The sequence below is a fragment of the Mesorhizobium sp. M8A.F.Ca.ET.202.01.1.1 genome (assembly GCF_004791595.1).
Taxonomy (GTDB): Bacteria; Pseudomonadota; Alphaproteobacteria; order Rhizobiales; family Rhizobiaceae; genus Mesorhizobium.
Window position 1 is genome coordinate 38,621 of record NZ_SRUN01000001.1, and the last position, 20,541, is coordinate 59,161.

The following is a 20,541-nucleotide window of genomic DNA, read 5'->3' on the forward strand; positions in this document are numbered from 1 at the left end:
GCAATACTGCTTAAATCATAGGCAAATCATGATCTTTTCGTAGGCATATTGCCTAAATGAATCGCAGAACCTATTTTGGTGAGAACTGAATCGACGAGCTTCTGAAAAAGCAGGGAGATCGGCAATGCAAGTCACGCAATCGCGTCCGTCGGCGAAAATCCTGATGTTCCCGCTGGCAGCGCGCAGGACTGCCTTAAATTTAGGCGCCAAGGCCAAATTCGCGGCAGAGCTTGCCGCGCTTCCCGGCGAGCACGCCGATTTCGATGGCTGGTACCACGAGGCCGCCGTCGAGGAAGAAAACCCGCAACGGAAGAGCTGAAGCCGCTCCACGTCGATCTCGCATGAAAAAGCCCGGCGCGATCGCTCGCGCCGGGCTTTTCGTTCGTATGAGCCGATCGACTACTCCTTGGCGTGCAGGTCGGTTCCCAGCGTATCCTTGACGAAGATCATGCCGATGATCAGCGTCATCGCCGCGATGACCACCGGGTACCAAAGGCCATAGTAGATGTCGCCCTTGTAGGCGCTGAGCGCGAACACCGTCGCCGGCAGCAGGCCGCCGAACCAGCCATTGCCGATGTGGTAGGGCAATGACATGCCGGTGTAGCGAATGCGAGTCGGGAACATCTCGACAAGGATCGCCGCGATCGGCCCGTAAACCATGGTCACGAACAGCACCAGAATGAACAGGATACCGATTGTCATCGGCCAGTTCACCGCCGCCGGATCGGCAAACATGGCAAAGGCACCGCCGTCCGGTATGTTGTAGATGGTGACCTCGGGTGCGCCCGCGGCCTCATCGGCGGTCAAGAGCTTGTCCTTGACCGCCTGATCGGTCGGCACCGCTGCCTTCTCGCCGCCGCGGATCGCGGCTGCGTCGAGCTTGAGTTCAGGATTGGCTGCGATGAAGGCATCGAGTTTCTGGTCCGCAACCTTGATCGGCGCACGCTTCAACGGATAACCGCCGTCCCGCAGGGATATGTTGACGGCCTTGACGAAGGCCGCGTCCTTGGCCTTGGCCTGATCGCCGGCCGCGACCGCATCGTAGGACGGCACCGTCTCTGTACCAATCTTGACTGACGCAGCCGTCCCGGGGGCCGCCGTTGATACCACATCGTACGGAACCGAGTTCTTGGTCAGGAACGAAGTCGCGATGTCGCAGGATGTCGTGAACTTCGCCGTGCCGACCGGATTGAACTGGAACCTGCAGTCGCCGGGTGCCGCCGTCACCGTTGCCCGGGTGCTCTGCTGTGCCTTGGCGAGCGCCGGATTGGCGGCCCAGGTCAACGCCTTGAACAGCGGGAAGGTGCAGACGATGGCCAGCGCAAGGCCAGCCATGATGATCGGCTTGCGGCCGATCTTGTCGGAGAGCCAGCCGAACACGACAAAGAAGATCGAGCCGAGCGCCAGCGCGATGGCGATCATGATGTTGACCGACTGCGCGTCGACTTTCAGCACGTTCTGCAGGAAGAACAGCGCGTAGAACTGGCCGTTGTACCAGACGACGGCCTGACCGGCTGTGAGGCCAAGCAGCGCCAGGAGCGCGATCTTGGCGTTCTTCCACTGACCAAAGGCTTCCGAGAGCGGCGCCTTGGAGCCCTTGCCTTCTTCCTTCATCTTCTGGAAGGTCGGGGACTCCGACAGAGACAACCGGATCCAGATAGAAACGGCGAGCAGCAGGAAAGAGACGATGAAAGGAATGCGCCAGCCCCAGGCGGCGTAGGTCTCCTTGCTCAGCGATCCCTGCACGATCAGGATGACGATCAGCGACAGGAACAGGCCGAGCGTCGCGGTCGTCTGGATCCATGAGGTGTAGAAGCCGCGACGGTCATCGGGCGCGTGCTCGGCGACGTAGGTGGCCGCGCCACCATATTCGCCGCCCAGCGCCAAGCCCTGCAGCATGCGCAGGACGATCAGGATCACCGGAGCCGCGATGCCCAAGGTCGCATAGCCGGGCAGCAGGCCGACCAGGAAGGTCGAGAGACCCATGATCGTCATGGTGACCAGGAACGTGTATTTGCGGCCGACAAGGTCGCCGATGCGACCGAACAGCAGCGCGCCGAACGGGCGCACCAGGAAGCCCGCGGCAAAGGCAAGCAGCGCGAAGATGTTGCGCGTTGCCTCGGGAATGGTCGGGCTGAAAAAGGTCGAGCCGATGAAAGCCGCCAGCGAGCCGTAGAGATAGAAATCGTACCATTCGAAAACGGTGCCGAGCGACGAAGCGAAGATGACCTTCTTCTCCTCCCGCGTCATGCCGCGGCTCGTTCCGCCGGCGGTCGATGCCATTGCCATTGAGTTATCCTCCCGTGAGACCCAGTCCTTGATGCTGTGCGCCAACGTCCGCGTTCTCCTCCGAAAACGGACTCACAAGACACAGCCAACACAGGAAAAATGGCAGAAAGCGCCGGGGAAAGGCACCGCGACGATGGGATTATGACTTTCGTATTAGGTGCAGTGCGAAGGCGGAGCGAAGCGCTCAGGCCTGCAGCGCTTCGAGCAGACTGACGGCGGCCATCATATCTCGTTTGCGCGCGGTGCGGCGCGCGACGGCTTCGGCGTCCTGCCCCCACTGCGCGATCTGCCAGTCCTCATCGACATGGCCGGCGGCCCAGGCTTCCTCGCCGTCGAGCTCGCCGAAATCGACCGCCAGCGCCAGCAATGCCGAGCCGGTCAGCGAAGTCATGACATGAATGGCGGCAAGGCGCAGCGGTTGGGCGCGCTGCGCCAGATGGCTGCCCAGCACGGCAATGGTCTCGCGCGGCTGCTCGACATGGATGATACCCTCGGCGAGGTTGAAGCGAACCCCGAGCGAGGCGCGTGCCCAGTCGATGACGGGATCCCACTGCTCGTTCTGCCGCTCGACCAGCCCTTGTGGGGCGTCGGCGCGATAGCAGAGCAGATCCGACGAGGCGAAACGCAGAATGTCTTCCAGCACCGCCTGAGGATCGCTGGCCACGCCATCGATGGCAGTGTTGACCAGCCGCATCACCGGCATCGTCACCGGATTGATCGTCTCGCCCTGTTCGGCGAACTCGCCGGCAACCAGCGCCGCGGCCGCCTCGGTTGGCAGCGCCAGCAGCGCCTTGCCCGGCGTGCGCACCGGCCTGCCGTCGAGTTGCACGGCAAAGCCGGCTTCCACCGGCACGACCGAGACCTCCTTGTAGAAGCGCTTGGGCAGGGGCGTCTTCATCTGGATCTGGGCGCGACGCACCGGATCCGGATCGGAAAGATACTTGCCCGCTTCGAGGTCGTTGAGGATATCACGCATGAAAATCTCTTTCACACCGGTGTCAGCTTGCGCGCCGGCCGGTTGACGATGATCAGGCCCGCCGCGATGAGACCAAGTGCCAGGAAGATGCGAATGGTCAGCGGCTCATTCAAGAAGATCGCGCCGCATAAAACACCGAAAACCGGCGAGAGGAAGGTGAAGCTCGACAGGCCGGAGGCCGGATAGCGGCGCAGCAGCCAGAACCACAGCACGTAGGTAAAGGCGACGATATAGATCGCCTGGAAAAGCAGCGCCAATGTCGGCAGCAAGGCTGGATCGCGAACCGGCGGGCCCGCGAGAGGCATCACCAACAGGCCAACGACCGCCGCGCCGGCGAGTTGACAGAGCAGCAGCTTCTCCGCGGTTGCCTCGACCAGTCTCGATCGTTTGATGAGGATGTTGGTCAGAGCCCAGAAAAACCCGGAACCAAGGCTGAGGAGATCGCCGAACAGCATGTCTCCGCTACCGCCAAGCTTGTCGGAAAAAACGGTGGCGAGACCCGTAAAGGCCAACAGCAGGCCAAGGAACTTGCGCGTGGTGATCTGTTCGCCGAGCAGGAAGTGGCCGCCGATCAGCATCCAGAACGGCATCGAGTTGACCAGCAGCGTATTTCGGGCAACGGTCGTATGCTCCAGGCCGACATAGAGGCAAAGGAACTCGACGCCGAAAAGCACGCCGACCGCGATGCCGGCCAGCAGTGTCCCATCCCTGGTGAACAGCGCAATGCCGCGCCAGCGGCACCAGAGGAAAACGCAGAAACCACCTATGACCGAACGCGCGATCGACAGGAAGACGGGGTCGTAGCCGGCATAGGAGATTTTGGCGGCGACGTAGTTCAGCCCCCACGAAAAGGTCAGGCCGACCATGATGGCGGCGGCGGCCACATCGACCGTGTCGCGCCGATCGAGCGCGTCGGTGGCGCCGCTCACGGTCAATCCTCCGCGCTGGCGTCGTCGAAGCCGATCAGGTTCCAGCTTTGGCGCATGTGCGGCGGCATCGGCGCGGTGACATCGATGACGCCCTTGTCCGGGTGCGGAATAATGATGCGGCGCGCGTGCAGGTGCAGGCGGTTTTGAATGCCGCCTGGAAAATCCCAGTTGGTGTCGGCCTCGAAGTATTTCGGGTCGCCGATGATCGGACAGCCAATATAGGCGGCGTGGACGCGGAGCTGGTGCGTGCGGCCTGTATAGGGCTCCATCTCCAGCCAGGTCATGGTCTGTGCCGCCTGCTCGATGATGCGGTAATAGGACACGGCGTGGTCGGCGCCTTTTTCGCCATGCGCGGCGATGCGCACGCGGTCGCCGTCCGGCGTCGCCTCCTTGATCAGCCAGGTCGAGATCTTGTCCTCGCGCTTGGGTGGCACGCCCTTGACCAGCGCCCAGTAGGTCTTCTTGGTTTCCCGCGCCCGAAACGCCTCGGAGAGCTTCATGGCTGCCAGCCTGGTACGGGCGACGACCAGCACGCCCGACGTATCGCGGTCGAGCCGATGCACCAGCCGCGGCTTCTCGCCCTTCTGGTTGCGCCAGGCTTCCAGCATGTCGTCGACATTGCGCGTGACGCCGGAGCCGCCCTGAACGGCAAGGCCCGCCGGCTTGTTGAAGACGAAGACCTTCGGGTCCTCATGGATCAGCATCTTGGCGAGCACATCGGCGTCGCCCTGGTTGCGGATCGAGTGGCCCGTGAGCGCGCTCTCGCCCTTTTTGTCCACCTCGAGCGGCGGCACACGCACCATCTGGCCCGGCTCCACACGGGTGTCGGCCTTGACCCGACCGCCATCGACGCGGATCTGGCCGGAGCGCAGCAGCTTCTGCAGATGGCCGAAGCCAAGACCCGGGAAATGGGTCTTGAACCAGCGATCGAGCCGCATGCCCGCCTCGCCGGCCTCCACCGTGATCAGTTCAACGCCTGCCATGTCTTTTTCGCTTATCCGTTTCCCGAGCAGGGCTCTTGGCCTGCGTTTGGCGCGGCAATAGCACTAATGCACGCCGCCCAAAACCACAAAGCACGCCATCGCGTGCTTTATGGCAGGCTTCTTGCGAGCCAAAGTCCCAGAAACAGCGCAGTGATCGCACCAATGACGCTTGCAAGCGCGTAACCAAGCGCAGGTAGCGTGGCTCCCCGCTCCCACAGCGTCGCGAAATCGAGGGAAAAGGCGGAAAAGGTAGTGAAGCCGCCAAGAATGCCGGTGGCGACGAATAGCCTGAGCTCGTTCGATCCGCCGCGGCGCGCCAGAATGGCGATGAACAGCCCCATAGCAAAGGAGCCGATGATGTTGATCGCCATCGTGCCCCAGGGATAGTTGGGGCCGACGAGGCGCAGCGCGCCCATACTGGTCAAATGGCGGATGCCGGCACCGATGCCACCGCCGACAGCAACAAGAAGCAGATTGAACATAGCCGTTACTGCCCCTGAGAGACCGCCGGCGTCAATCCCTTGGGCTCGGTCAGCGCCAGATCCGCCTGTCGCGGTTCACCAGACAGGCGTTGTCCAGTCCGAATATCTCTTCCTGAATTCGCCGTACAGCGCATTGAGTTCCTGCTGCGTGACCGGGCGCATCTGCTCATAGAGATAGCCGGTAACGCCGCCGGACAATTGGTACCGCGCAATGCGCTTGTACGCGGCACCGATGCCTTGCCCGTCAAGAATATATTGGTTCGGAAGCGTGACGCAAATCTGCGCGCCCGGTTGCAGATGAGTAACCGGCGGGTCGGTCACAATCACAAATCTGGATTTCAATGCGTCCGGCTGAAACCTGTCACGACTATCCACCTGGCAAATCCAGCCGATATGGGGAACGAGGTCCCGATCCATCCCGAACAACAGCGCGTCGCTCATGACTGCCCCCGAGGCAAAAACCGAAAAGCGATCCTGTGGCCCCATTCTGCCGGCCAGATCATCGATCATGCGCCTGTATTCGGGGAGATTGTCGAGGTGGAGGGGGAGTGTGGCCTCCCGCGCAAAAACGAAATCGATCGGAGACAGGAGCTGACGACCTGTCGGGAAAAATGTGCCCAGGAAAGCGAGGCCAGCGGCAACCGCCATGCCTGCGGTCCACCATCGCGATTTCAGCGCCGGCACGGAAACGATCGCGACGATGGCTTGGACGTATGCAGGGAAAAGCCAAAGGAACATCGGCAGTGAATGATGGGGTTCCGGATCCTGCGTCCGGGTGAAAATCAAAAATGTCAGCAGCGAGGCGATGGCGCAGAACAGGGAGAACCTGTTGCGGCGAGCAATGGAGATGTAAAGCCCGGCAATGATCAGCAGCCAATTCACATAGCTGAGCCGGCTCCCCATTTCACCGAGTTCAGTGCCAAAGGTCGTCTTGTATCCGCTGTAGAGGTCGCCGTAGCTCGTTCCCAGAATTCTGGCGATCAGCGGCAGCTGGAAGTTCAATGCGGTTGCGGTGACAACGAAGATCGCACACAGGCCACCCCCTGCCGCAGCGCGGAATGCCGGAAGGTCCCGATCCCTTGCGATCTGCAGCAGGCCCAGGAACGCCGCGGAAAGGGTGACCCCGATAGCAGCGTAGGCGTACCAGCGCCGCAGCATGAAGGCCAACCATAGGCTGGCGCCGACCGATATTCCGCTCACCACCGGTTCGCGGGTCAGGAATTTTGACTTCCACAGGACATAGGTTGCCGCGGTGAGAGCGAGACAACCGGCAACATCAGGCATTCCACGCAGTGTCGGCGCCCAGAACGGCGTGTAGAGCAAGGCCGCGATCCAAACGGCTGGCCAGCTGCGAGAAGGTGCCTCGGAGACCGCCTCGAGATAACTTATTCTACCTATGAAAAGAACCGCTGGAACCAGGTAGACCGAGACTATTCCAGCGACGAAGGAAAGCCTCGAACCACCGAAGACGATGTGAAAGGGCATCAACGGCACCAGGATAGCCACACCATAATCTTGCGTGGCAATGGAAGTACCCACCTGGTTCAGCCAGTTGAAGGGGTCCTCGACCAGGAGCGCGCCCTGCTGGTTGAACACATTGAAATAAGCAGCGTAGTCCCAATAGTAGACCGGTTCTTCAAGATTTATGTACGCGGCGCTGATGGCAATGCCTAGCATCACGGTGCATATGTAGGTTCCCGCCCAGACTCCGAAGGCTTTGTGCTTTGACACTTGGATCCGCCAAGGAAGGAAGAGACAGAACTGCCGAGGGCAGAATCGAGATACCCTGACGCAGCCGGAGCCGTGCGGGCAAATGCGAATCCTGCGACATAGGTCATATAATGAATTGGCGACGGCCCAAAGAGGCCGAGGTCTGAACCGACGTAACGCTAAAGCTGCCCGTCTTGTCAGAGCATGGCTTGTCAGAGCATTGCCTGGCGGTGCTCAAACCAATGCAGGAGCGCCGGCAGCGGCTCTTGGTTTGACGCAATTCGCGACGGAAAGCCGTCTGCGTTTCCTGGAACTGCCCTAACGCATTCAGGATGCTGCCGGCAGAGCCGGCAGCATCGATGGATCTTCAACTCAGGTGGTTTCGACCTTCTTCGGCTTTGTGGAGCCAATCATCTTCCAGTTCTTGTAGAACATCGAATTGATGCGCTCGACGCTCACCGAGACGATGGCGAGAAGCCCCGCGATGAGGCCCGGGAATGGCGACGGCCTGACAATGTCCATGAACACGCAGTAGCGGCGGCCGTCATATTCGTTGACCGAACGATGCAGCAGCGTGTCGTCGAAAATGTAGAGCGGATTGTCATGCCAGTAGTTCCTGGCGTTGTTGCACTCGACGAAAACCTCCGCCTTTACCGGCAGCAGATTGTAGAGAATGCGCAGGCTGAGCCGCAGCGGCCCGAAATGCCAGGAGGTCGATTCCTTGCCCCTGAAGACCGAAACGGCAATGGTCTTGATGTATTTGAAATCCTTGTTGAATTCAGCGACGTTGTCGATCCGGTGCTTGCCGTACCATTGATAGACATACATGCCACGCCGGCCGGTGCCGAAATTGGCGTCGATGTCGGCGATGATCTCGTCCTTGCGCGCCTTGAAGACATCAAGGACCTCGTTGACCTCACGCTGATAGTCGGCGGGAAACTGCTCCAGCTTCCACACGCCCGGATTTCTGTAGCACAGAAGATCGACCAGCAGGTTGAAGGGTGAGAGCAACCAGGTGAAGAGCCCGTTGCCAAGGAAGTAGCCGCTGAACAGCGCCAGATCCTTCCTGCTGTTGCGCAGTACGTCGATCAGGCCACAGACGATGAAGATCGTCGTCAGCATCGGGATGAAATAGAAGCCAAGGGCGAGAAGCGGGATGGCAATGGCGAATTTGCGAAGGGATTTGCGAAGGGTTTTTGTCATTTTTCCACGCGCGACGCGCGATCCTGTTGCGAATGAGGTGCCCAAATCATGGCAACGGCCACCGCCCGACCGTGCGCCTTGATAAGGTTTTTTGGGTCACCGCACAACGGCCATGGTATCCGGCCGGGCTGGCTGCCTGGTGGAGCATGCCGGGCTGTCAATGCACCGCCGGCAAGCCAAGCTCGTTCCATCTATCCCTGGCCACGGGATCGCCGACCAGAAACTCAAAGCCGATGACGCTTTCGCCGTCCTGCGCGAGTTGGCATTTGAACTTCAGGCCGTACCAGTTTTTACCGCTGCGAAAAGCCGCACCATCGGCGGCGATCGTCGTGCCGGTGATCTTTTCCTCGGCGGTTGCATAGGGCACCACCCGCTCCGGCTGGAAATCCGCGCGCCATTGGCGGATCTGATCCATGGCCTCCAGATTGCAAAGCTGCACCATGCGCTCGTCGGACGCCAAGGTCTCGAGATCGGCGCGGGCCTGCTTGCTGCGCGGATCGGCGAGCGTCTTGGCCGACAGCATCCGCGTCGGGTGAATCATGGCCGGCGCGACCGGAGACCGGGGAGCGCTTGGCGTCGGCGCAGGGGCCGCGGGCATGGGCGCGCCGGGCGCCTCGGCGGGCGGTAAAGGGGGTCTTGTCGAAGCCTCGAACTGCTGTGGCGTCAGGATGGCGACCGACACACGCTCCTCCTCCTCACGCCGGTTCGGGGGCTTCGGCAGTGGTATCAACATAACCGTGGCGGCGAGCAGCGCGTGCAGGAGAACCGAAGTGGAAATCCCCCAGGGCGAGGCCTCGTTTCGCACCGCCAAGGCCACCGGTCTCCGCAAACTGGCTATTCCCGCTCTTTGCGCAGCTTTGCCCAGTAGTCGAGCCGCTTCCTGATATCGCGCTCGAAACCACGTTCGGGCGGATCGTAGAAGGTCTGTCGACCCATTTTTTCGGGAAAATAGTCCTGGCCTGAAAAGGCGTCCGGCTCATCATGGTCGTAACGGTAGCCGGCGCCGTAATCCTCCTCTTTCATCAGCTTGGTCGGCGCGTTGAGGATATGCTTGGGCGGCAGCAGCGAGCCATGTTCCTTCGCGGCCCGCGTGGCTGCCTTGAAGGCCGTATAAACGGCGTTGGATTTCGGCGCGGTGGCGAGATAGACGGTGGCCTCGGCGAAAGCGAGCTCGCCCTCGGGAGAGCCAAGATAGTCATAGGCATCCTTGGCGGCGTTGGCGACGACCAGTGCCTGCGGATCGGCCAGCCCGATGTCCTCCATCGCCATACGCACCAGCCGGCGGCCAAGATAGAGCGGATCCTCGCCGGCATCGAACATGCGCGCCAGATAGTAGAGCGCGGCATCCGGATCCGAGCCGCGCACCGACTTGTGCAGCGCCGAGATCAGATTGTAATGGCCATCCTGGCCCTTGTCGTAGATTGGCGCACGGCGCTGGACGATGCGCTGCAGCCCTTCGGGATCGAATATCTCGCCAGGCTTGGCTGCACGCCAGACTTCCTCGGCCAATGTCAGCGATGCACGTCCGTCGCCATCGCTCATGCGGATCAGCATCGCCCGCGCCTCGTCATCGAGCGGCAGCGCCCTACCCTCCGTCTCCTCCGCCCTTATCATCAGCTTGGCGATGCTGTCTTCGCCGAGCGAATGGAAGACCATGACCCGTGCGCGCGACAACAAGGCCGCGTTGAGTTCGAAGGATGGATTTTCGGTGGTGGCGCCAACCAGGACCACCGTCCCATCCTCCATGACGGGGAGGAAAGAATCCTGCTGGGCGCGGTTGAAGCGGTGAATCTCGTCAACGAAGAGCAGCGTCTGGCGCCCGTTGGCGCGGCGCAGCTTGGCCGCCTCGAACACTTTCTTCAGATCGGCGACGCCGGAAAACACGGCCGATATCTGCTCGAAGGCAAGACTGGTTTCGCCGGCAAGCAGCCTTGCCACCGTGGTCTTGCCGGTGCCGGGCGGACCCCAGAAGATCATCGACCCCAGCGAACCGGAACCGATCAGCCGGGTCAGCGCGCCATCGGGACCCGTCAGATGCTCCTGGCCGACGACCTCGCCAAGGTTTTTCGGCCGCAGCCTGTCGGCCAGCGGCCGCCCGGGCGGCACCTTTTCCGGTTCATCGACACTGAACAGATCGGCCATGCACTTCTTTTGGTTTGGAGCGCGATCCCTTCAGATCGAACTCAGTAACGCAACACCTGGCGCAGTATCTGCCCGCCGCGCTCGACGGTAAAGCGCCACCAGCGCGTATCCTGCTGGGCTACCTGCGCCAGTGTTGCGGCGGTGTCGATGCTGGTGCCGTTGACCTCGCGCACGATGTCGCCCGGCTGGAAACCGAAATCGGCGGCCGGCGAATCACGGTTGATGTCGATCACCGTCACGCCCTTGAGGTCCGTGCGCAGGCCGAGCTTCTGGGCAAGCCGCGGCGACAGTTCCGAGACCTTGGCGCCCGAGAACGGGCTGCGGCCATGCAGCGTCACTTCCGAGGCTTTCGCACCCTCCGGCGCCCGCTCCAACGCGATATCCATCGCTGCCTGCTGGCCCTTGGTCAGGATCGCGAAATTCGCCTTGGCGCCGATCGACAGCGTCGCCATGCGATAGTCGAGCGCCTCGATGCTCTCGACCGGCTTGCCATTGATCTGCAGCACGACATCGCCCGGCTTCAGTCCTGCCTTGCCGGCGGGGCCTGTCGCGTCGACGGACGAGACCAGCGCCCCGGTAGGCTTTTCCATGCCGAGCGATTCGGCGATCTGCGGCGTCACCGCTTCGAACTCGGCGCCGATATAGGGCCGTTCGAAGAAATCGAGGCCGGCCTTGGCGGCATCGGCGAAAGCCCGCACCATGTTGGCTGGGATCGCAAAGCCGATACCGATCGAGCCGCCGCTGCGGCTGTAGATGGCGGTGTTGATGCCGACCAGTTGGCCGCCCATGTTGATCAGCGCGCCGCCGGAATTACCGGGATTGATGGCGGCGTCGGTCTGGATGAAATAGCCCGAGTCCGAGACGCCGATATGGCTGCGCGCAAGGGCGGAAACGATGCCGCTGGTGGTGGTCTGGCCGACGCCGAAGGGATTGCCGATGGCCAGCACCAGGTCGCCGACTTCGAGCGCGTCGGAATCGCCGATGGCGATCACCGGGAACGGCTTGTCGGACTCAATCTTGAGCACGGCAAGGTCGAGCGTTTCGTCCTTCAGCATCACCTTGCTGGCGAATTCACGGCCATCGGCGGTCGCCACCTTGACCTCGTCGGCGTCCTTGATGACGTGGAAATTGGTGACGATGACACCGCTCGGATCAACGAGCACACCCGAGCCCAGGGAAGACTGAGCACGCGGCTGGGCGCGGCCGAAAAACTCCTCGAAGAACGGATCGCCTTCGAAAGGCGATGTCACCTTGGCTGTCTGCGAGGCATAGACATTGACCACGGCCGGCGCGGTCTGCTTGACCAGAGGCGCGAACGACAATTGCACTTCCTCACGACCGAACGGCACGCGCTTGTCCGGGCCTGAAGTGGCATTCTCGCCTTCAACGCCATGCAGCAGGTCGGTCAGCACATCGGAGAGCCCCGGATCGGCGGGCTTGGCGGCGTCCTCGGCCAGAGCCTGCCGGACTGCCGGTGCGGCTGCGAACACCATGAAGGCGCAAAGCAGAACAAGGGACAGTCTTTTGGCGAGCATTCGCGAATCCTCCAAGGCGAGTTCGGGCGCATTGTCCCGACGAATGTGCAAAATGAAAGGCTAAGCCGCTGAAATCCGATTATTTTCGCGCCAATCAATAGTTTTGGGCACGGCCTGGCGCGCACAGAATATGAAAAAGGGGCCCGCAGGCCCCTTTAATTCAATCTGGAAAGACGAAGCCTTATGCGGCCGCGGCTTCGTCCGTGCCTTCCGCCTCAAGGCGGGCGCGGTCGCCGGCGCCCTTGGCGTCGGTGTCGCGGTCGACGAACTCGATGACGGCCATCGCGGCATTGTCGCCGTGACGGAAGCCTGCCTTCATGATGCGCAGATAGCCGCCGTTGCGGGTGGCGTAGCGCGGGGCGATGGTGTCGAACAGGCGCTTGACGACGCCTTCATTGCCGATCTGCGCGATCACCTGGCGGCGGGCGTGCAGGTCGCCGCGCTTGCCGAGCGTGACCAGCTTCTCGACGATCGGACGCAAGTCCTTCGCCTTCGGCAAGGTGGTGACGATCTGCTCGTGCTCGAGCAGCGACACCGCCAGGTTGGCGAACATCGACTTGCGGTGGCTTATGCTGCGGGCGAAGCGGCGGCCTTTGAAACCGTGGCGCATGGCTCTTTTCCTTCTTCAGTTGTTCAAGAGGCCACGGCCTCTGATGGTTTTCCGCATGACCGTCGGACCGAGCGGCTCACGCCGCCGATCCTTGGAGTTCATGCTCAATATTGGTCTTCGTAACGCTTGGCGAGGTCTTCGATGTTTTCCGGCGGCCAGTCCGGCACTTCCATACCGAGGTGCAGGCCCATAGCCGCCAGCACTTCCTTGATCTCGTTCAGTGACTTGCGGCCGAAGTTCGGGGTGCGCAGCATCTCGGCTTCGGTCTTCTGGATGAGATCGCCGATGTAGACGATGTTGTCGTTCTTCAGGCAGTTGGCCGAACGCACCGAAAGCTCGAGTTCGTCGACCTTCTTGAGCAGCGCCGGGTTGAAGGCGAGCTCGGTGACGGCTTCGGCGGCGACTTCCTTCTGCGGCTCGTCGAAGTTGACAAACAGGCCAAGCTGGTCCTGCAGGATGCGGGCGGCGAAAGCCACCGCGTCCTCACCCGAGATCGAGCCATCGGTCTCGATGGTCATGGTCAGCTTGTCATAGTCGAGAACCTGCCCCTCACGGGTGTTCTCGACCTTGTAGGAGACCTTCTTGACCGGCGAATAGAGGCTGTCGACCGGGATCAGGCCAATCGGCGCGTCCTCGGCGCGATTGCGCTCGGCCGGCACGTAGCCCTTGCCGGTGTCGACGGTGAATTCCATGCGGATTTCAGCGCCTTCGTCCAGCGTGCAGATGACGTGGTCGGGGTTGAGGATCTCGACGTCGCCAACCGTCTGGATGTCGCCGGCGAGAACCGCACCCGGTCCCTGCTTGCGCACGACCATGCGCTTGGGGCCGTCGCCTTCCATGCGAATGGCGATTTCCTTGATGTTCAAGACGATGTCGGTCACGTCCTCGCGCACGCCGGCGATGGACGAGAATTCATGCAGTACGCCGTCGATCTGCACGGCGGTGACAGCCGCACCGCGCAGCGAAGACAGAAGCACGCGGCGAAGCGCGTTGCCGAGGGTAAGGCCAAAGCCACGCTCGAGCGGTTCGGCGACCAGCGTGGTCAGCGTCTTCTTCTTCGACGAGAACTCGATCTTGTTCGGCTTGATCAGTTCCTGCCAATTTTTCTGGATCATGATGCTTTCCTTCCGTTGACCCGCCACCATCCAATCGTGGCGGGCGACCTGGAATACCGTGGAGGAACGCTTTCGTGAGCGTTCGCGCGGCGTTCAATAATGTTAGACGCGGCGCTTCTTGCGCGGGCGGCAGCCATTGTGCGGGATCGGCGTCACATCGCGGATCGAGGTGATGGTGAAGCCGGCCGCCTGCAGGGCGCGCAGCGCCGATTCACGACCCGAGCCCGGTCCGCAGACCTCGACTTCGAGCATGCGCATGCCGTGTTCCTGGGCCTTCTTGGCAACGTCCTCGGCAGCCATCTGGGCGGCGAACGGGGTCGACTTGCGCGAACCCTTGAAGCCCTGGGCACCGGCCGACGACCAGGCGATCGAATTGCCCTGCGCGTCAGTGATGGTGATCATCGTGTTGTTGAAGGTCGAATTGACGTGGGCAACGCCCGACGAAATGTTCTTGCGTTCGCGGCGGCGAACACGTGCGGCTTCCTTGGCCATGGTAGTCCTTTCAGTTGATCTCTACACCGCCGTAATGCCAGCGGCTCCACCTTACTAAGGGAGTAGGGGAATAGGGCAGTAAGGGAGTAGGGAAAAATGCGACCCGATCGACGGGCATTCCCTACTGCCTTACTCCCCTACTCCCTTATTCCCCTAAAAAATTACTTCTTCTTGCCGGCAATCGACTTGGCCGGGCCCTTGCGGGTACGTGCATTGGTATGGGTGCGCTGACCGCGAACCGGCAGCGAGCGGCGGTGACGCAGGCCGCGGTAGCAGCCGAGATCCATCAGACGCTTGATGTTCATCGACACTTCGCGACGCAGGTCGCCTTCGACCTGGTAATCGCGGTCGATGGTCTCGCGGATCTGCAGCACTTCCGCGTCGGTCAGCTGGTTGACGCGGCGCTCGGCCGGGATGCCGACCTTGTCGACGATCTCCTGGGCGAACTTCTTGCCAATGCCGTGAATGTACTGAAGCGCGATGACGACGCGCTTGTTGGTCGGAATGTTGACGCCGGCTATACGAGCCATGTTCTTCTCTTCTCCATGTGGACCGGACAACCTTCAACAAGGTAGATCCCGGCGCTGTTCAAATTTCCCCGCGTCCGGTGGAGGCCGGCCCTTGCGGGAGTTTCCAGTTCAAAGCGACTGCCTTGCCCTTGCGGACAAGCAAAGTGCGCACCTGATAGGAAGACGGGCCGCCATACCGCAGCGAACCGTCTCCGTCAAGCTTAATCTTTAAATTCCCTTACCGCGCCTTCGCGGCCGCTGCCAGCACGGTCTCGATCTCGGCGGTCACCGCGTCGATACTGGCCATGCCGTCCACAGTCTTGAGCTTGCCCTTGGCATAGTAGTAGCCGGTCAGCGGAGCGGTCTTCTTGTAGTACTCCCGCAGGCGCTCTTCGAACACAGCGGGATTGTCGTCCTTGCGCACCGGCTGGCCGGCGGCCTTGGCATCATCGGCGCGCTTGACGATCCGGCCGACCAGGGCCCTGTCATCGACGACGAGTTCGATAACCGTATCGAGACCAATGCCGCGCTCCGAGAGCATCGATTCAACCGCATCGGCCTGCACCAGCGTACGCGGGTAGCCGTCGAGGATGAATCCCTTGGCGCAGTCGGCCTGATCGATGCGTTCAGCGACGATGGCGTTGACGATGGCGTCGGACACCAGTTCTCCGGCATCCATCACCGCCTTGGCGCGCTTGCCGACCTCGGTACCCGCCTGGACGGCGGCACGCAGCATGTCACCCGTCGAGAGCTGGGGTATGCCGTGTTTTTCTACCAGTCTTTGTGCTTGTGTCCCCTTGCCCGCCCCCGGCGGCCCAAGCAAAATCAACCTCATCTGGCTTTCTTCCCCCCGCGCAGCTTCGACTTCTTGATCAGGCCTTCATACTGGTGCGCGATCAGGTGACCCTGAATCTGCGCAACCGTATCGAGCGTGACACTGACCACGATCAGAAGCGATGTGCCACCAAGGTAGAATGGTACGCCAGTCGCCGAGATCAGGAACTCCGGCAGCAGGCACACCAGCACCAGATAGATGGCGCCGACGACGGTGATGCGGGTGAGAACGTAATCGATGTAATCGGCGGTGCGCTCGCCCGGGCGATAGCCCGGGATGAAGCCCGAATGCTTCTTGAGCTGGTCGGCGGTGTCCTTCGGGTTGAAGACAATCGCAGTGTAGAAGAAGGCGAAGAACACGATCATCGCCGCGTAGAATGCCATGTAGAGCGGCTGGCCGTGGCCGAGTGAGGCCAGGATGGTGCTCGCCCAGGCCGGCATGTTGGTCGTCTGGGAGAAGCCGGCGACGGTGGCCGGCAGCAGGAGCAGCGACGACGCGAAGATCGGCGGAATGACGCCCGATGTGTTGAGCTTGAGCGGCAAATGCGAGGTATCGCCCTGGAACATGCGGTTGCCGACCTGGCGCTTCGGATACTGGATCAGCAGGCGGCGCTGGGCGCGCTCGAAAAAGACGATGAGCGCGATGACGACGATGGCCAGCACGATGATCGCCAGGATCAGGCCGGTCGACAGGGCGCCGGTGCGGCCGAGTTCCAGCGTGCCGGAAATGGCGTGCGGAAGACCAGCGACGATGCCGGAGAAGATGATCAGCGAGATGCCGTTACCGATGCCGCGCGCGGTGATCTGCTCGCCGAGCCACATCAGGAACATGGTGCCGCCGACCAACGTGACGACGGTGGAGATGCGGAAGAACATGCCGGGATCGCTGACGATGCCGTTGCCGTTCTCCAGCCCCACCGAAATGCCGTAGGCCTGCACCAGCGCCAGCAGCACGGTGCCGTAGCGCGTGTACTGGTTGATGACCTTGCGGCCCTGCTCGCCTTCCTTCTTCAGCGCTTCCAGCGAGGGAATGACCGATGTCATCAGCTGCATGATGATGGAGGCGGAGATGTAGGGCATGATGCCGAGCGCAAAGATCGCCATGCGCTGCACGGCACCGCCGGCGAACATGTTGAACATGCCGAGCACGCCCTTGCTCTGCGAGGAGAAGGCCTGGGCGAAGGCGTCGGGATTGATGCCGGGAAGCGGGATATAGGTGCCGAGGCGATAGACGAGCAACGCGCCGATGGTGAACCAGATGCGTTTTTTCAGGTCCTCCGCCTTGGCGAAGGCCGAGAAATTCAGATTCGAGGCTAGTTGTTCAGCAGCCGAAGCCATGCCTGATTCTCCGCTTGGTAACGCTTGATGGCCCGTGAGGTCAGGCGGTGCGTTTCACCGAAGCTCACGAGATAAGCTCCGGGCTGTAAACATGCAAGCGGCCGCGTTGACGCGGCCGCTAAATTGAGCAGATCAAAGCGCGATCGAAAGCAAAAACGGATGCCACTCTTGCCGACCGCGCTTCAAATTGCCGTTACTCGGCAGCTGCCTTTTCCGGCAGCTTGACCGACCCGCCGGCCTTTTCGATCTTCTCGATCGCGGCCTTGGAGGCGCCGGCAACGTCGAAGGCGAGCTTGGCCTTGAGTTCGCCATCGGACAGCACGCGCACGCCATCCTTGACGCGCCGGATGACGCCGGCGGCGACAAGCGCCTCGGCCGTCACGGTTGCCTTGGCGTCGAGCTTCTTGGCATCGACGGCTTCCTGGATGCGGGCCAGCGAGACGACAACGAAGCTCTTGGCGAAGATGTTGTTGAAGCCACGCTTCGGCAGGCGCCGGTAAAGCGGCATCTGGCCACCCTCGAAGCCGTTGACGGCAACGCCGGAGCGCGCCTTCTGGCCCTTGACGCCGCGCCCGGCGGTCTTGCCCGAACCGGAGCCGATGCCGCGGCCGAGACGCTTCTTGGAGTGCGTCGCGCCGTCCTTGTCACGCAGATCGTTGAGTTTCATCTTGCTTCTCCTGCGCTTTGGCTCAGCCCTCGTCCACAACTCGGACGAGATGCTGGACGGCGGCGATCATGCCGCGCACGGAGGGCGTATCTTCCAGCGTGCGCTGCTTGTGCATCTTGTTGAGGCCGAGGCCGACCAGCGTCGCGCGCTGTTCCTTCGGGCGGCGGATCGGCGAACCGATCTGCTCAACGGTGATGGTCTTGGTTGCTTTCTTGGCCATGGTCAAAATCCCTGGTCAGATCGACTATTCTTCAGCCGCAACGGCGGTGCCGCGGCGGGCCTGAAGGGTCGAATACTTGATGCCGCGCGCGGCAGCCACATCCTTGGGATGCATCTGGCTCTTCAGCGCGTCGAAGGTGGCGCGAACCATGTTGTAGGGGTTCGACGACCCCATCGACTTGGCGACCACGTCATGCATGCCGAGCGTCTCGAATACGGCGCGCATCGGGCCGCCGGCGATGATGCCGGTACCCTGCTTGGCGGCGCGCAGCAGAACGCGGCCCGCACCCCAGCGTCCTTCGACGTCGTGATGCAGCGTGCGGCCCGAGCGCAGCGGCACGAAGATCATGTCGCGCTTGGCCGATTCAGTCGCCTTGCGGATGGCTTCCGGCACTTCGCGCGCCTTGCCATGACCGAAGCCGACGCGGCCCTTCTGGTCGCCGACGACGACGAGCGCGGCGAAGCCGAAGCGGCGGCCACCCTTGACGACCTTGGCGACGCGATTGATGTGGACGAGCTTGTCCACCATGCCGTCATCGCGCTCTTCACGCTCGCGGCCGCGGCCGCCTTCCCTACGTTCCTGTGCCATATCCTGTTCCTTGTTCTTTTCCGGAAGCACGGGTTGCTGATTGCCGGCGCCACTTTGGGTCGCCGACGGTGAAAAATCAGAAGCTGAGACCGCCTTCGCGGGCAGCCTCGGCCAGCGCCTTGACGCGGCCGTGATAGATGTACGGGCCACGGTCGAAAACGACTTCCTTGATGCCGGCCTTGGTGGCGCGCTCGGCGATCAGCTTGCCGATTGCGGCGGCGGCGGCGGTATCGGCGCCGGTCTTGAGCGACCCCTTGAGGTCCTTCTCGAGCGTCGAGGCGGCAGCGATGGTGTGGCCCTTGGCGTCATCGATCACCTGAACGTAGATGTTCTTCGACGTGCGGTGCACCGAAAGACGCGGACGTTCGCCGGCAACTTTCTTGATCTGGCGACGGACGCGTTGCGCACGGCGCTGGATGGCTTCCTTGGTACCCATGATGTCTTCCTTGCCTTCAAAAAACGGGGGCCGTCATATGCGGTAGGCGAAGCGCCTCCCGCGACCGCTCCCCGCGGCGTTACACTTCCGTGGCTTGGTCCTGTCCGAAAAGTCCGCGACTTTTCCAAGCCAAGCCGATTACTTCTTCTTGCCTTCCTTGCGGACGATCTTCTCGCCAGCGTAACGGACGCCCTTGCCCTTGTAAGGCTCGGGACCGCGGTATTCGCGGATCTCCGCGGCAACCTGGCCCACCTGCTGCTTGTCGATGCCGGCCACGGTGATTTCGGTCGGCTTCGGCACGGTGATCGTGATGCCGGCCGGCGTCTCGTAGACGACATCATGGCTGAAGCCAAGAGCCAGCTGCAGGTTCTTACCCTGCAAAGCGGCGCGATAGCCGACGCCGGTGATCTCGAGCTTCTTCTCGAAGCCGTCCTTCACACCCTGCAGGATGTTGACGATCTGCGTGCGCGACATGCCCCACTTGGAGCGGGCGGTCTTGGTCTGGTCGCGCGGCTGGACAGCGATCTCGCTGCCTTCCATCTTGACCAGCACTTCGTCGTTCACCACGAACTTCAGCTCGCCCTTGGGGCCCTTCGCCGTCACGGTCTGGCCGTTGACGGTCGCGGTCACGCCCTGCGGCAGCGAAACGGGTTTCTTTCCAATACGAGACATTTTGTTGTCCTCGTCACTTCTCTTGTTTCAGGTCTCTGTCTTCGGAACGATCCGAAGACCGGATTCCAATTTGCGGTGAGCTGCCAGATCAGAAGATCTGGCAGAGGATCTCGCCGCCGACGTTCTGCTCGCGTGCTTCGTGGTCGGCCATCACGCCCTTCGGTGTCGAAAGGATGGCGATGCCGAGGCCGTTGGCGACGTGCGGGATCGACTTGGCCGAAACGTAAACGCGGCGGCCGGGCTTCGAAACGCGGGCGATTTCGCGCACGACCGGAGCACCGTCGAAATACTTCAGCTCGATTTCGATCTCGGACTTGCCGTTGTCGAAGTCGGTCTGGCTGTAATCGCGGATATAGCCTTCAGCCTTCAGCACGTCGAGGACGCGGGTGCGCAGACGCGAGGCCGGCGTCGAGACACTCGACTTCTTGCGGCCATAGGCGTTGCGGATGCGGGTCAGCATATCGCCGAGAGGATCGCTCAATGACATGTTATGTCCTCCTTACCAGCTCGACTTGACCAGGCCCGGAATCTGGCCGTTGTTGCCGAGATCCCGAAGCGCGATGCGCGATACTTTGAGCTTGCGATAATAGGCCCGCGGACGGCCGGTGACTTCGCAGCGGTTGCGGATGCGGATCTTGGCCGAGTTGCGCGGCAGGGCAGCAAGCTTCAGCTGAGCGCGGAAGCGCTCTTCCATCGGCTTGGACTGATCCATGATGATCGCCTTCAGCGCAGCGCGCTTGGGACCGTACTGGTCGGCAAGCTTGCGGCGCCTGTTGTTCTTCTCGACTGAGCTGGTCTTTGCCATTTCAGA

The 20,541-nt window shown here is 61.9% G+C and carries 24 protein-coding genes; 1 reads left to right on the forward strand and 23 read right to left on the reverse strand.

The genetic code is table 11. The features are described 5' to 3' along the window. Positions 1 to 124 precede the first annotated feature (124 nt). Entirely contained in the window at positions 125 to 319 is a 195-nt protein-coding gene (locus EN845_RS00190) for a DUF2735 domain-containing protein (RefSeq protein WP_127869356.1), read from the forward strand. 80 nt (positions 320 to 399) lie between these two features. Here the strand turns inward: EN845_RS00190 and EN845_RS00195 are convergent, their stop codons facing one another. From EN845_RS00195 to rpsN, 23 genes are all read right to left on the reverse strand, one after another. Next, positions 400 to 2,289 carry an MFS transporter gene (locus EN845_RS00195; RefSeq protein ID WP_127869357.1) on the reverse strand — a complete coding sequence of 630 codons (1,890 nt, stop codon included), beginning with the start codon at positions 2,287 to 2,289 and terminating at the stop codon, positions 400 to 402. A 184-nt stretch (positions 2,290 to 2,473) separates the two neighbouring features. Further along, positions 2,474 to 3,265, reverse strand: a complete 792-nt coding sequence (locus EN845_RS00200; protein ID WP_127869358.1) for an ATP12 family chaperone protein — start codon at positions 3,263 to 3,265, stop codon at positions 2,474 to 2,476. Positions 3,266 to 3,276: 11 nt separating this feature from the next. Continuing rightward, the gene (locus EN845_RS00205) at positions 3,277 to 4,194 is read right to left on the reverse strand and encodes a DMT family transporter (protein WP_127869359.1); all 918 of its coding nucleotides are present in this window, start codon (positions 4,192 to 4,194) and stop codon (positions 3,277 to 3,279) included. Between the two features lie 2 nt (positions 4,195 to 4,196). Next, positions 4,197 to 5,177, reverse strand: coding sequence for an RluA family pseudouridine synthase (locus EN845_RS00210; RefSeq protein ID WP_127869360.1), 981 nt, complete (start codon positions 5,175 to 5,177; stop codon positions 4,197 to 4,199). 107 nt (positions 5,178 to 5,284) lie between these two features. Next, positions 5,285 to 5,659, reverse strand: a complete 375-nt coding sequence (crcB, locus tag EN845_RS00215; protein WP_127869361.1) for a fluoride efflux transporter CrcB — start codon at positions 5,657 to 5,659, stop codon at positions 5,285 to 5,287. 75 nt (positions 5,660 to 5,734) lie between these two features. Next, a complete protein-coding gene (locus EN845_RS00220) occupies positions 5,735 to 7,390 on the reverse strand; it encodes a hypothetical protein (protein ID WP_127869362.1) in 1,656 nt (551 codons plus the stop codon). Positions 7,391 to 7,741: 351 nt separating this feature from the next. Next, positions 7,742 to 8,572: an aspartyl/asparaginyl beta-hydroxylase domain-containing protein gene (locus EN845_RS00225; protein ID WP_127869363.1), complete on the reverse strand. Its 831-nt coding sequence runs from the start codon at positions 8,570 to 8,572 to the stop codon at positions 7,742 to 7,744. 157 nt (positions 8,573 to 8,729) lie between these two features. After that, the gene (locus EN845_RS35930) at positions 8,730 to 9,389 is read right to left on the reverse strand and encodes a DUF930 domain-containing protein (RefSeq protein ID WP_245511632.1); all 660 of its coding nucleotides are present in this window, start codon (positions 9,387 to 9,389) and stop codon (positions 8,730 to 8,732) included. Positions 9,390 to 9,406: 17 nt separating this feature from the next. Further along, complete coding sequence (locus EN845_RS00235) at positions 9,407 to 10,714, reverse strand: replication-associated recombination protein A (RefSeq protein ID WP_127279756.1); 1,308 nt, start codon at positions 10,712 to 10,714, stop codon at positions 9,407 to 9,409. 41 nt (positions 10,715 to 10,755) lie between these two features. Next, complete coding sequence (locus tag EN845_RS00240; RefSeq protein ID WP_127869364.1) at positions 10,756 to 12,249, reverse strand: DegQ family serine endoprotease; 1,494 nt, start codon at positions 12,247 to 12,249, stop codon at positions 10,756 to 10,758. A 181-nt stretch (positions 12,250 to 12,430) separates the two neighbouring features. Further along, complete coding sequence (gene rplQ / locus EN845_RS00245; protein ID WP_127279754.1) at positions 12,431 to 12,859, reverse strand: 50S ribosomal protein L17; 429 nt, start codon at positions 12,857 to 12,859, stop codon at positions 12,431 to 12,433. A 104-nt stretch (positions 12,860 to 12,963) separates the two neighbouring features. After that, positions 12,964 to 13,974 (reverse strand): DNA-directed RNA polymerase subunit alpha, encoded by a 1,011-nt coding sequence (locus EN845_RS00250; protein ID WP_006205443.1) that lies wholly within the window; start codon positions 13,972 to 13,974, stop codon positions 12,964 to 12,966. Positions 13,975 to 14,076: 102 nt separating this feature from the next. Continuing rightward, positions 14,077 to 14,466 (reverse strand): 30S ribosomal protein S11, encoded by a 390-nt coding sequence (gene rpsK / locus EN845_RS00255; protein WP_006205444.1) that lies wholly within the window; start codon positions 14,464 to 14,466, stop codon positions 14,077 to 14,079. A gap of 161 nt (positions 14,467 to 14,627) precedes the next feature. Then, positions 14,628 to 14,996 (reverse strand): 30S ribosomal protein S13, encoded by a 369-nt coding sequence (gene rpsM / locus EN845_RS00260; RefSeq protein WP_006205445.1) that lies wholly within the window; start codon positions 14,994 to 14,996, stop codon positions 14,628 to 14,630. Positions 14,997 to 15,213: 217 nt separating this feature from the next. Continuing rightward, positions 15,214 to 15,810, reverse strand: coding sequence for an adenylate kinase (locus EN845_RS00265; protein ID WP_127869365.1), 597 nt, complete (start codon positions 15,808 to 15,810; stop codon positions 15,214 to 15,216). Next, positions 15,807 to 17,147, reverse strand: coding sequence for a preprotein translocase subunit SecY (gene secY / locus EN845_RS00270; protein ID WP_015317976.1), 1,341 nt, complete (start codon positions 17,145 to 17,147; stop codon positions 15,807 to 15,809). The genes EN845_RS00265 and secY overlap by 4 nt, the downstream gene beginning before the upstream one ends. 193 nt (positions 17,148 to 17,340) lie before the next feature. Then, the gene (rplO, locus tag EN845_RS00275; RefSeq protein ID WP_095775807.1) at positions 17,341 to 17,814 is read right to left on the reverse strand and encodes a 50S ribosomal protein L15; all 474 of its coding nucleotides are present in this window, start codon (positions 17,812 to 17,814) and stop codon (positions 17,341 to 17,343) included. A 22-nt stretch (positions 17,815 to 17,836) separates the two neighbouring features. Continuing rightward, positions 17,837 to 18,034: a 50S ribosomal protein L30 gene (gene rpmD, locus EN845_RS00280; RefSeq protein WP_006205449.1), complete on the reverse strand. Its 198-nt coding sequence runs from the start codon at positions 18,032 to 18,034 to the stop codon at positions 17,837 to 17,839. A 24-nt stretch (positions 18,035 to 18,058) separates the two neighbouring features. Beyond that, complete coding sequence (gene rpsE / locus EN845_RS00285; protein ID WP_032933400.1) at positions 18,059 to 18,622, reverse strand: 30S ribosomal protein S5; 564 nt, start codon at positions 18,620 to 18,622, stop codon at positions 18,059 to 18,061. Positions 18,623 to 18,698: 76 nt separating this feature from the next. After that, entirely contained in the window at positions 18,699 to 19,058 is a 360-nt protein-coding gene (gene rplR / locus EN845_RS00290) for a 50S ribosomal protein L18 (RefSeq protein ID WP_027145576.1), read from the reverse strand. A gap of 138 nt (positions 19,059 to 19,196) precedes the next feature. After that, entirely contained in the window at positions 19,197 to 19,730 is a 534-nt protein-coding gene (gene rplF, locus EN845_RS00295; RefSeq protein WP_013895694.1) for a 50S ribosomal protein L6, read from the reverse strand. Between the two features lie 88 nt (positions 19,731 to 19,818). Further along, positions 19,819 to 20,217, reverse strand: coding sequence for a 30S ribosomal protein S8 (gene rpsH / locus EN845_RS00300; RefSeq protein ID WP_006205453.1), 399 nt, complete (start codon positions 20,215 to 20,217; stop codon positions 19,819 to 19,821). A 12-nt stretch (positions 20,218 to 20,229) separates the two neighbouring features. Continuing rightward, complete coding sequence (gene rpsN, locus EN845_RS00305) at positions 20,230 to 20,535, reverse strand: 30S ribosomal protein S14 (RefSeq protein WP_010909282.1); 306 nt, start codon at positions 20,533 to 20,535, stop codon at positions 20,230 to 20,232. Positions 20,536 to 20,541: the final 6 nt, after the last annotated feature.

Bases quoted from the DNA above. Each gene is read 5' to 3' on its own strand.
- EN845_RS00190 (WP_127869356.1), top strand. From the start codon at position 125: ATGCAAGTCACGCAATCGCGTCCGTCGGCGAAAATCCTGATGTTCCCG.
- EN845_RS00195 (WP_127869357.1), bottom strand. From the start codon at position 2,289: ATGGCAATGGCATCGACCGCCGGCGGAACGAGCCGCGGCATGACGCGG.
- EN845_RS00200 (WP_127869358.1), bottom strand. From the start codon at position 3,265: ATGCGTGATATCCTCAACGACCTCGAAGCGGGCAAGTATCTTTCCGAT.
- EN845_RS00210 (WP_127869360.1), bottom strand. From the start codon at position 5,177: ATGGCAGGCGTTGAACTGATCACGGTGGAGGCCGGCGAGGCGGGCATG.
- crcB (WP_127869361.1), bottom strand. From the start codon at position 5,659: ATGTTCAATCTGCTTCTTGTTGCTGTCGGCGGTGGCATCGGTGCCGGC.
- EN845_RS00225 (WP_127869363.1), bottom strand. From the start codon at position 8,572: ATGACAAAAACCCTTCGCAAATCCCTTCGCAAATTCGCCATTGCCATC.
- EN845_RS00235 (WP_127279756.1), bottom strand. From the start codon at position 10,714: ATGGCCGATCTGTTCAGTGTCGATGAACCGGAAAAGGTGCCGCCCGGG.
- EN845_RS00240 (WP_127869364.1), bottom strand. From the start codon at position 12,249: ATGCTCGCCAAAAGACTGTCCCTTGTTCTGCTTTGCGCCTTCATGGTG.
- rplQ (WP_127279754.1), bottom strand. From the start codon at position 12,859: ATGCGCCACGGTTTCAAAGGCCGCCGCTTCGCCCGCAGCATAAGCCAC.
- EN845_RS00250 (WP_006205443.1), bottom strand. From the start codon at position 13,974: ATGATCCAGAAAAATTGGCAGGAACTGATCAAGCCGAACAAGATCGAG.
- rpsK (WP_006205444.1), bottom strand. From the start codon at position 14,466: ATGGCCAAGGAAGCCGCACGTGTTCGCCGCCGCGAACGCAAGAACATT.
- rpsM (WP_006205445.1), bottom strand. From the start codon at position 14,996: ATGGCTCGTATAGCCGGCGTCAACATTCCGACCAACAAGCGCGTCGTC.
- EN845_RS00265 (WP_127869365.1), bottom strand. From the start codon at position 15,810: ATGAGGTTGATTTTGCTTGGGCCGCCGGGGGCGGGCAAGGGGACACAA.
- secY (WP_015317976.1), bottom strand. From the start codon at position 17,147: ATGGCTTCGGCTGCTGAACAACTAGCCTCGAATCTGAATTTCTCGGCC.
- rplO (WP_095775807.1), bottom strand. From the start codon at position 17,814: ATGAAACTCAACGATCTGCGTGACAAGGACGGCGCGACGCACTCCAAG.
- rpmD (WP_006205449.1), bottom strand. From the start codon at position 18,034: ATGGCCAAGAAAGCAACCAAGACCATCACCGTTGAGCAGATCGGTTCG.
- rpsE (WP_032933400.1), bottom strand. From the start codon at position 18,622: ATGGCACAGGAACGTAGGGAAGGCGGCCGCGGCCGCGAGCGTGAAGAG.
- rplR (WP_027145576.1), bottom strand. From the start codon at position 19,058: ATGGGTACCAAGGAAGCCATCCAGCGCCGTGCGCAACGCGTCCGTCGC.
- rplF (WP_013895694.1), bottom strand. From the start codon at position 19,730: ATGTCTCGTATTGGAAAGAAACCCGTTTCGCTGCCGCAGGGCGTGACC.
- rpsH (WP_006205453.1), bottom strand. From the start codon at position 20,217: ATGTCATTGAGCGATCCTCTCGGCGATATGCTGACCCGCATCCGCAAC.
- rpsN (WP_010909282.1), bottom strand. From the start codon at position 20,535: ATGGCAAAGACCAGCTCAGTCGAGAAGAACAACAGGCGCCGCAAGCTT.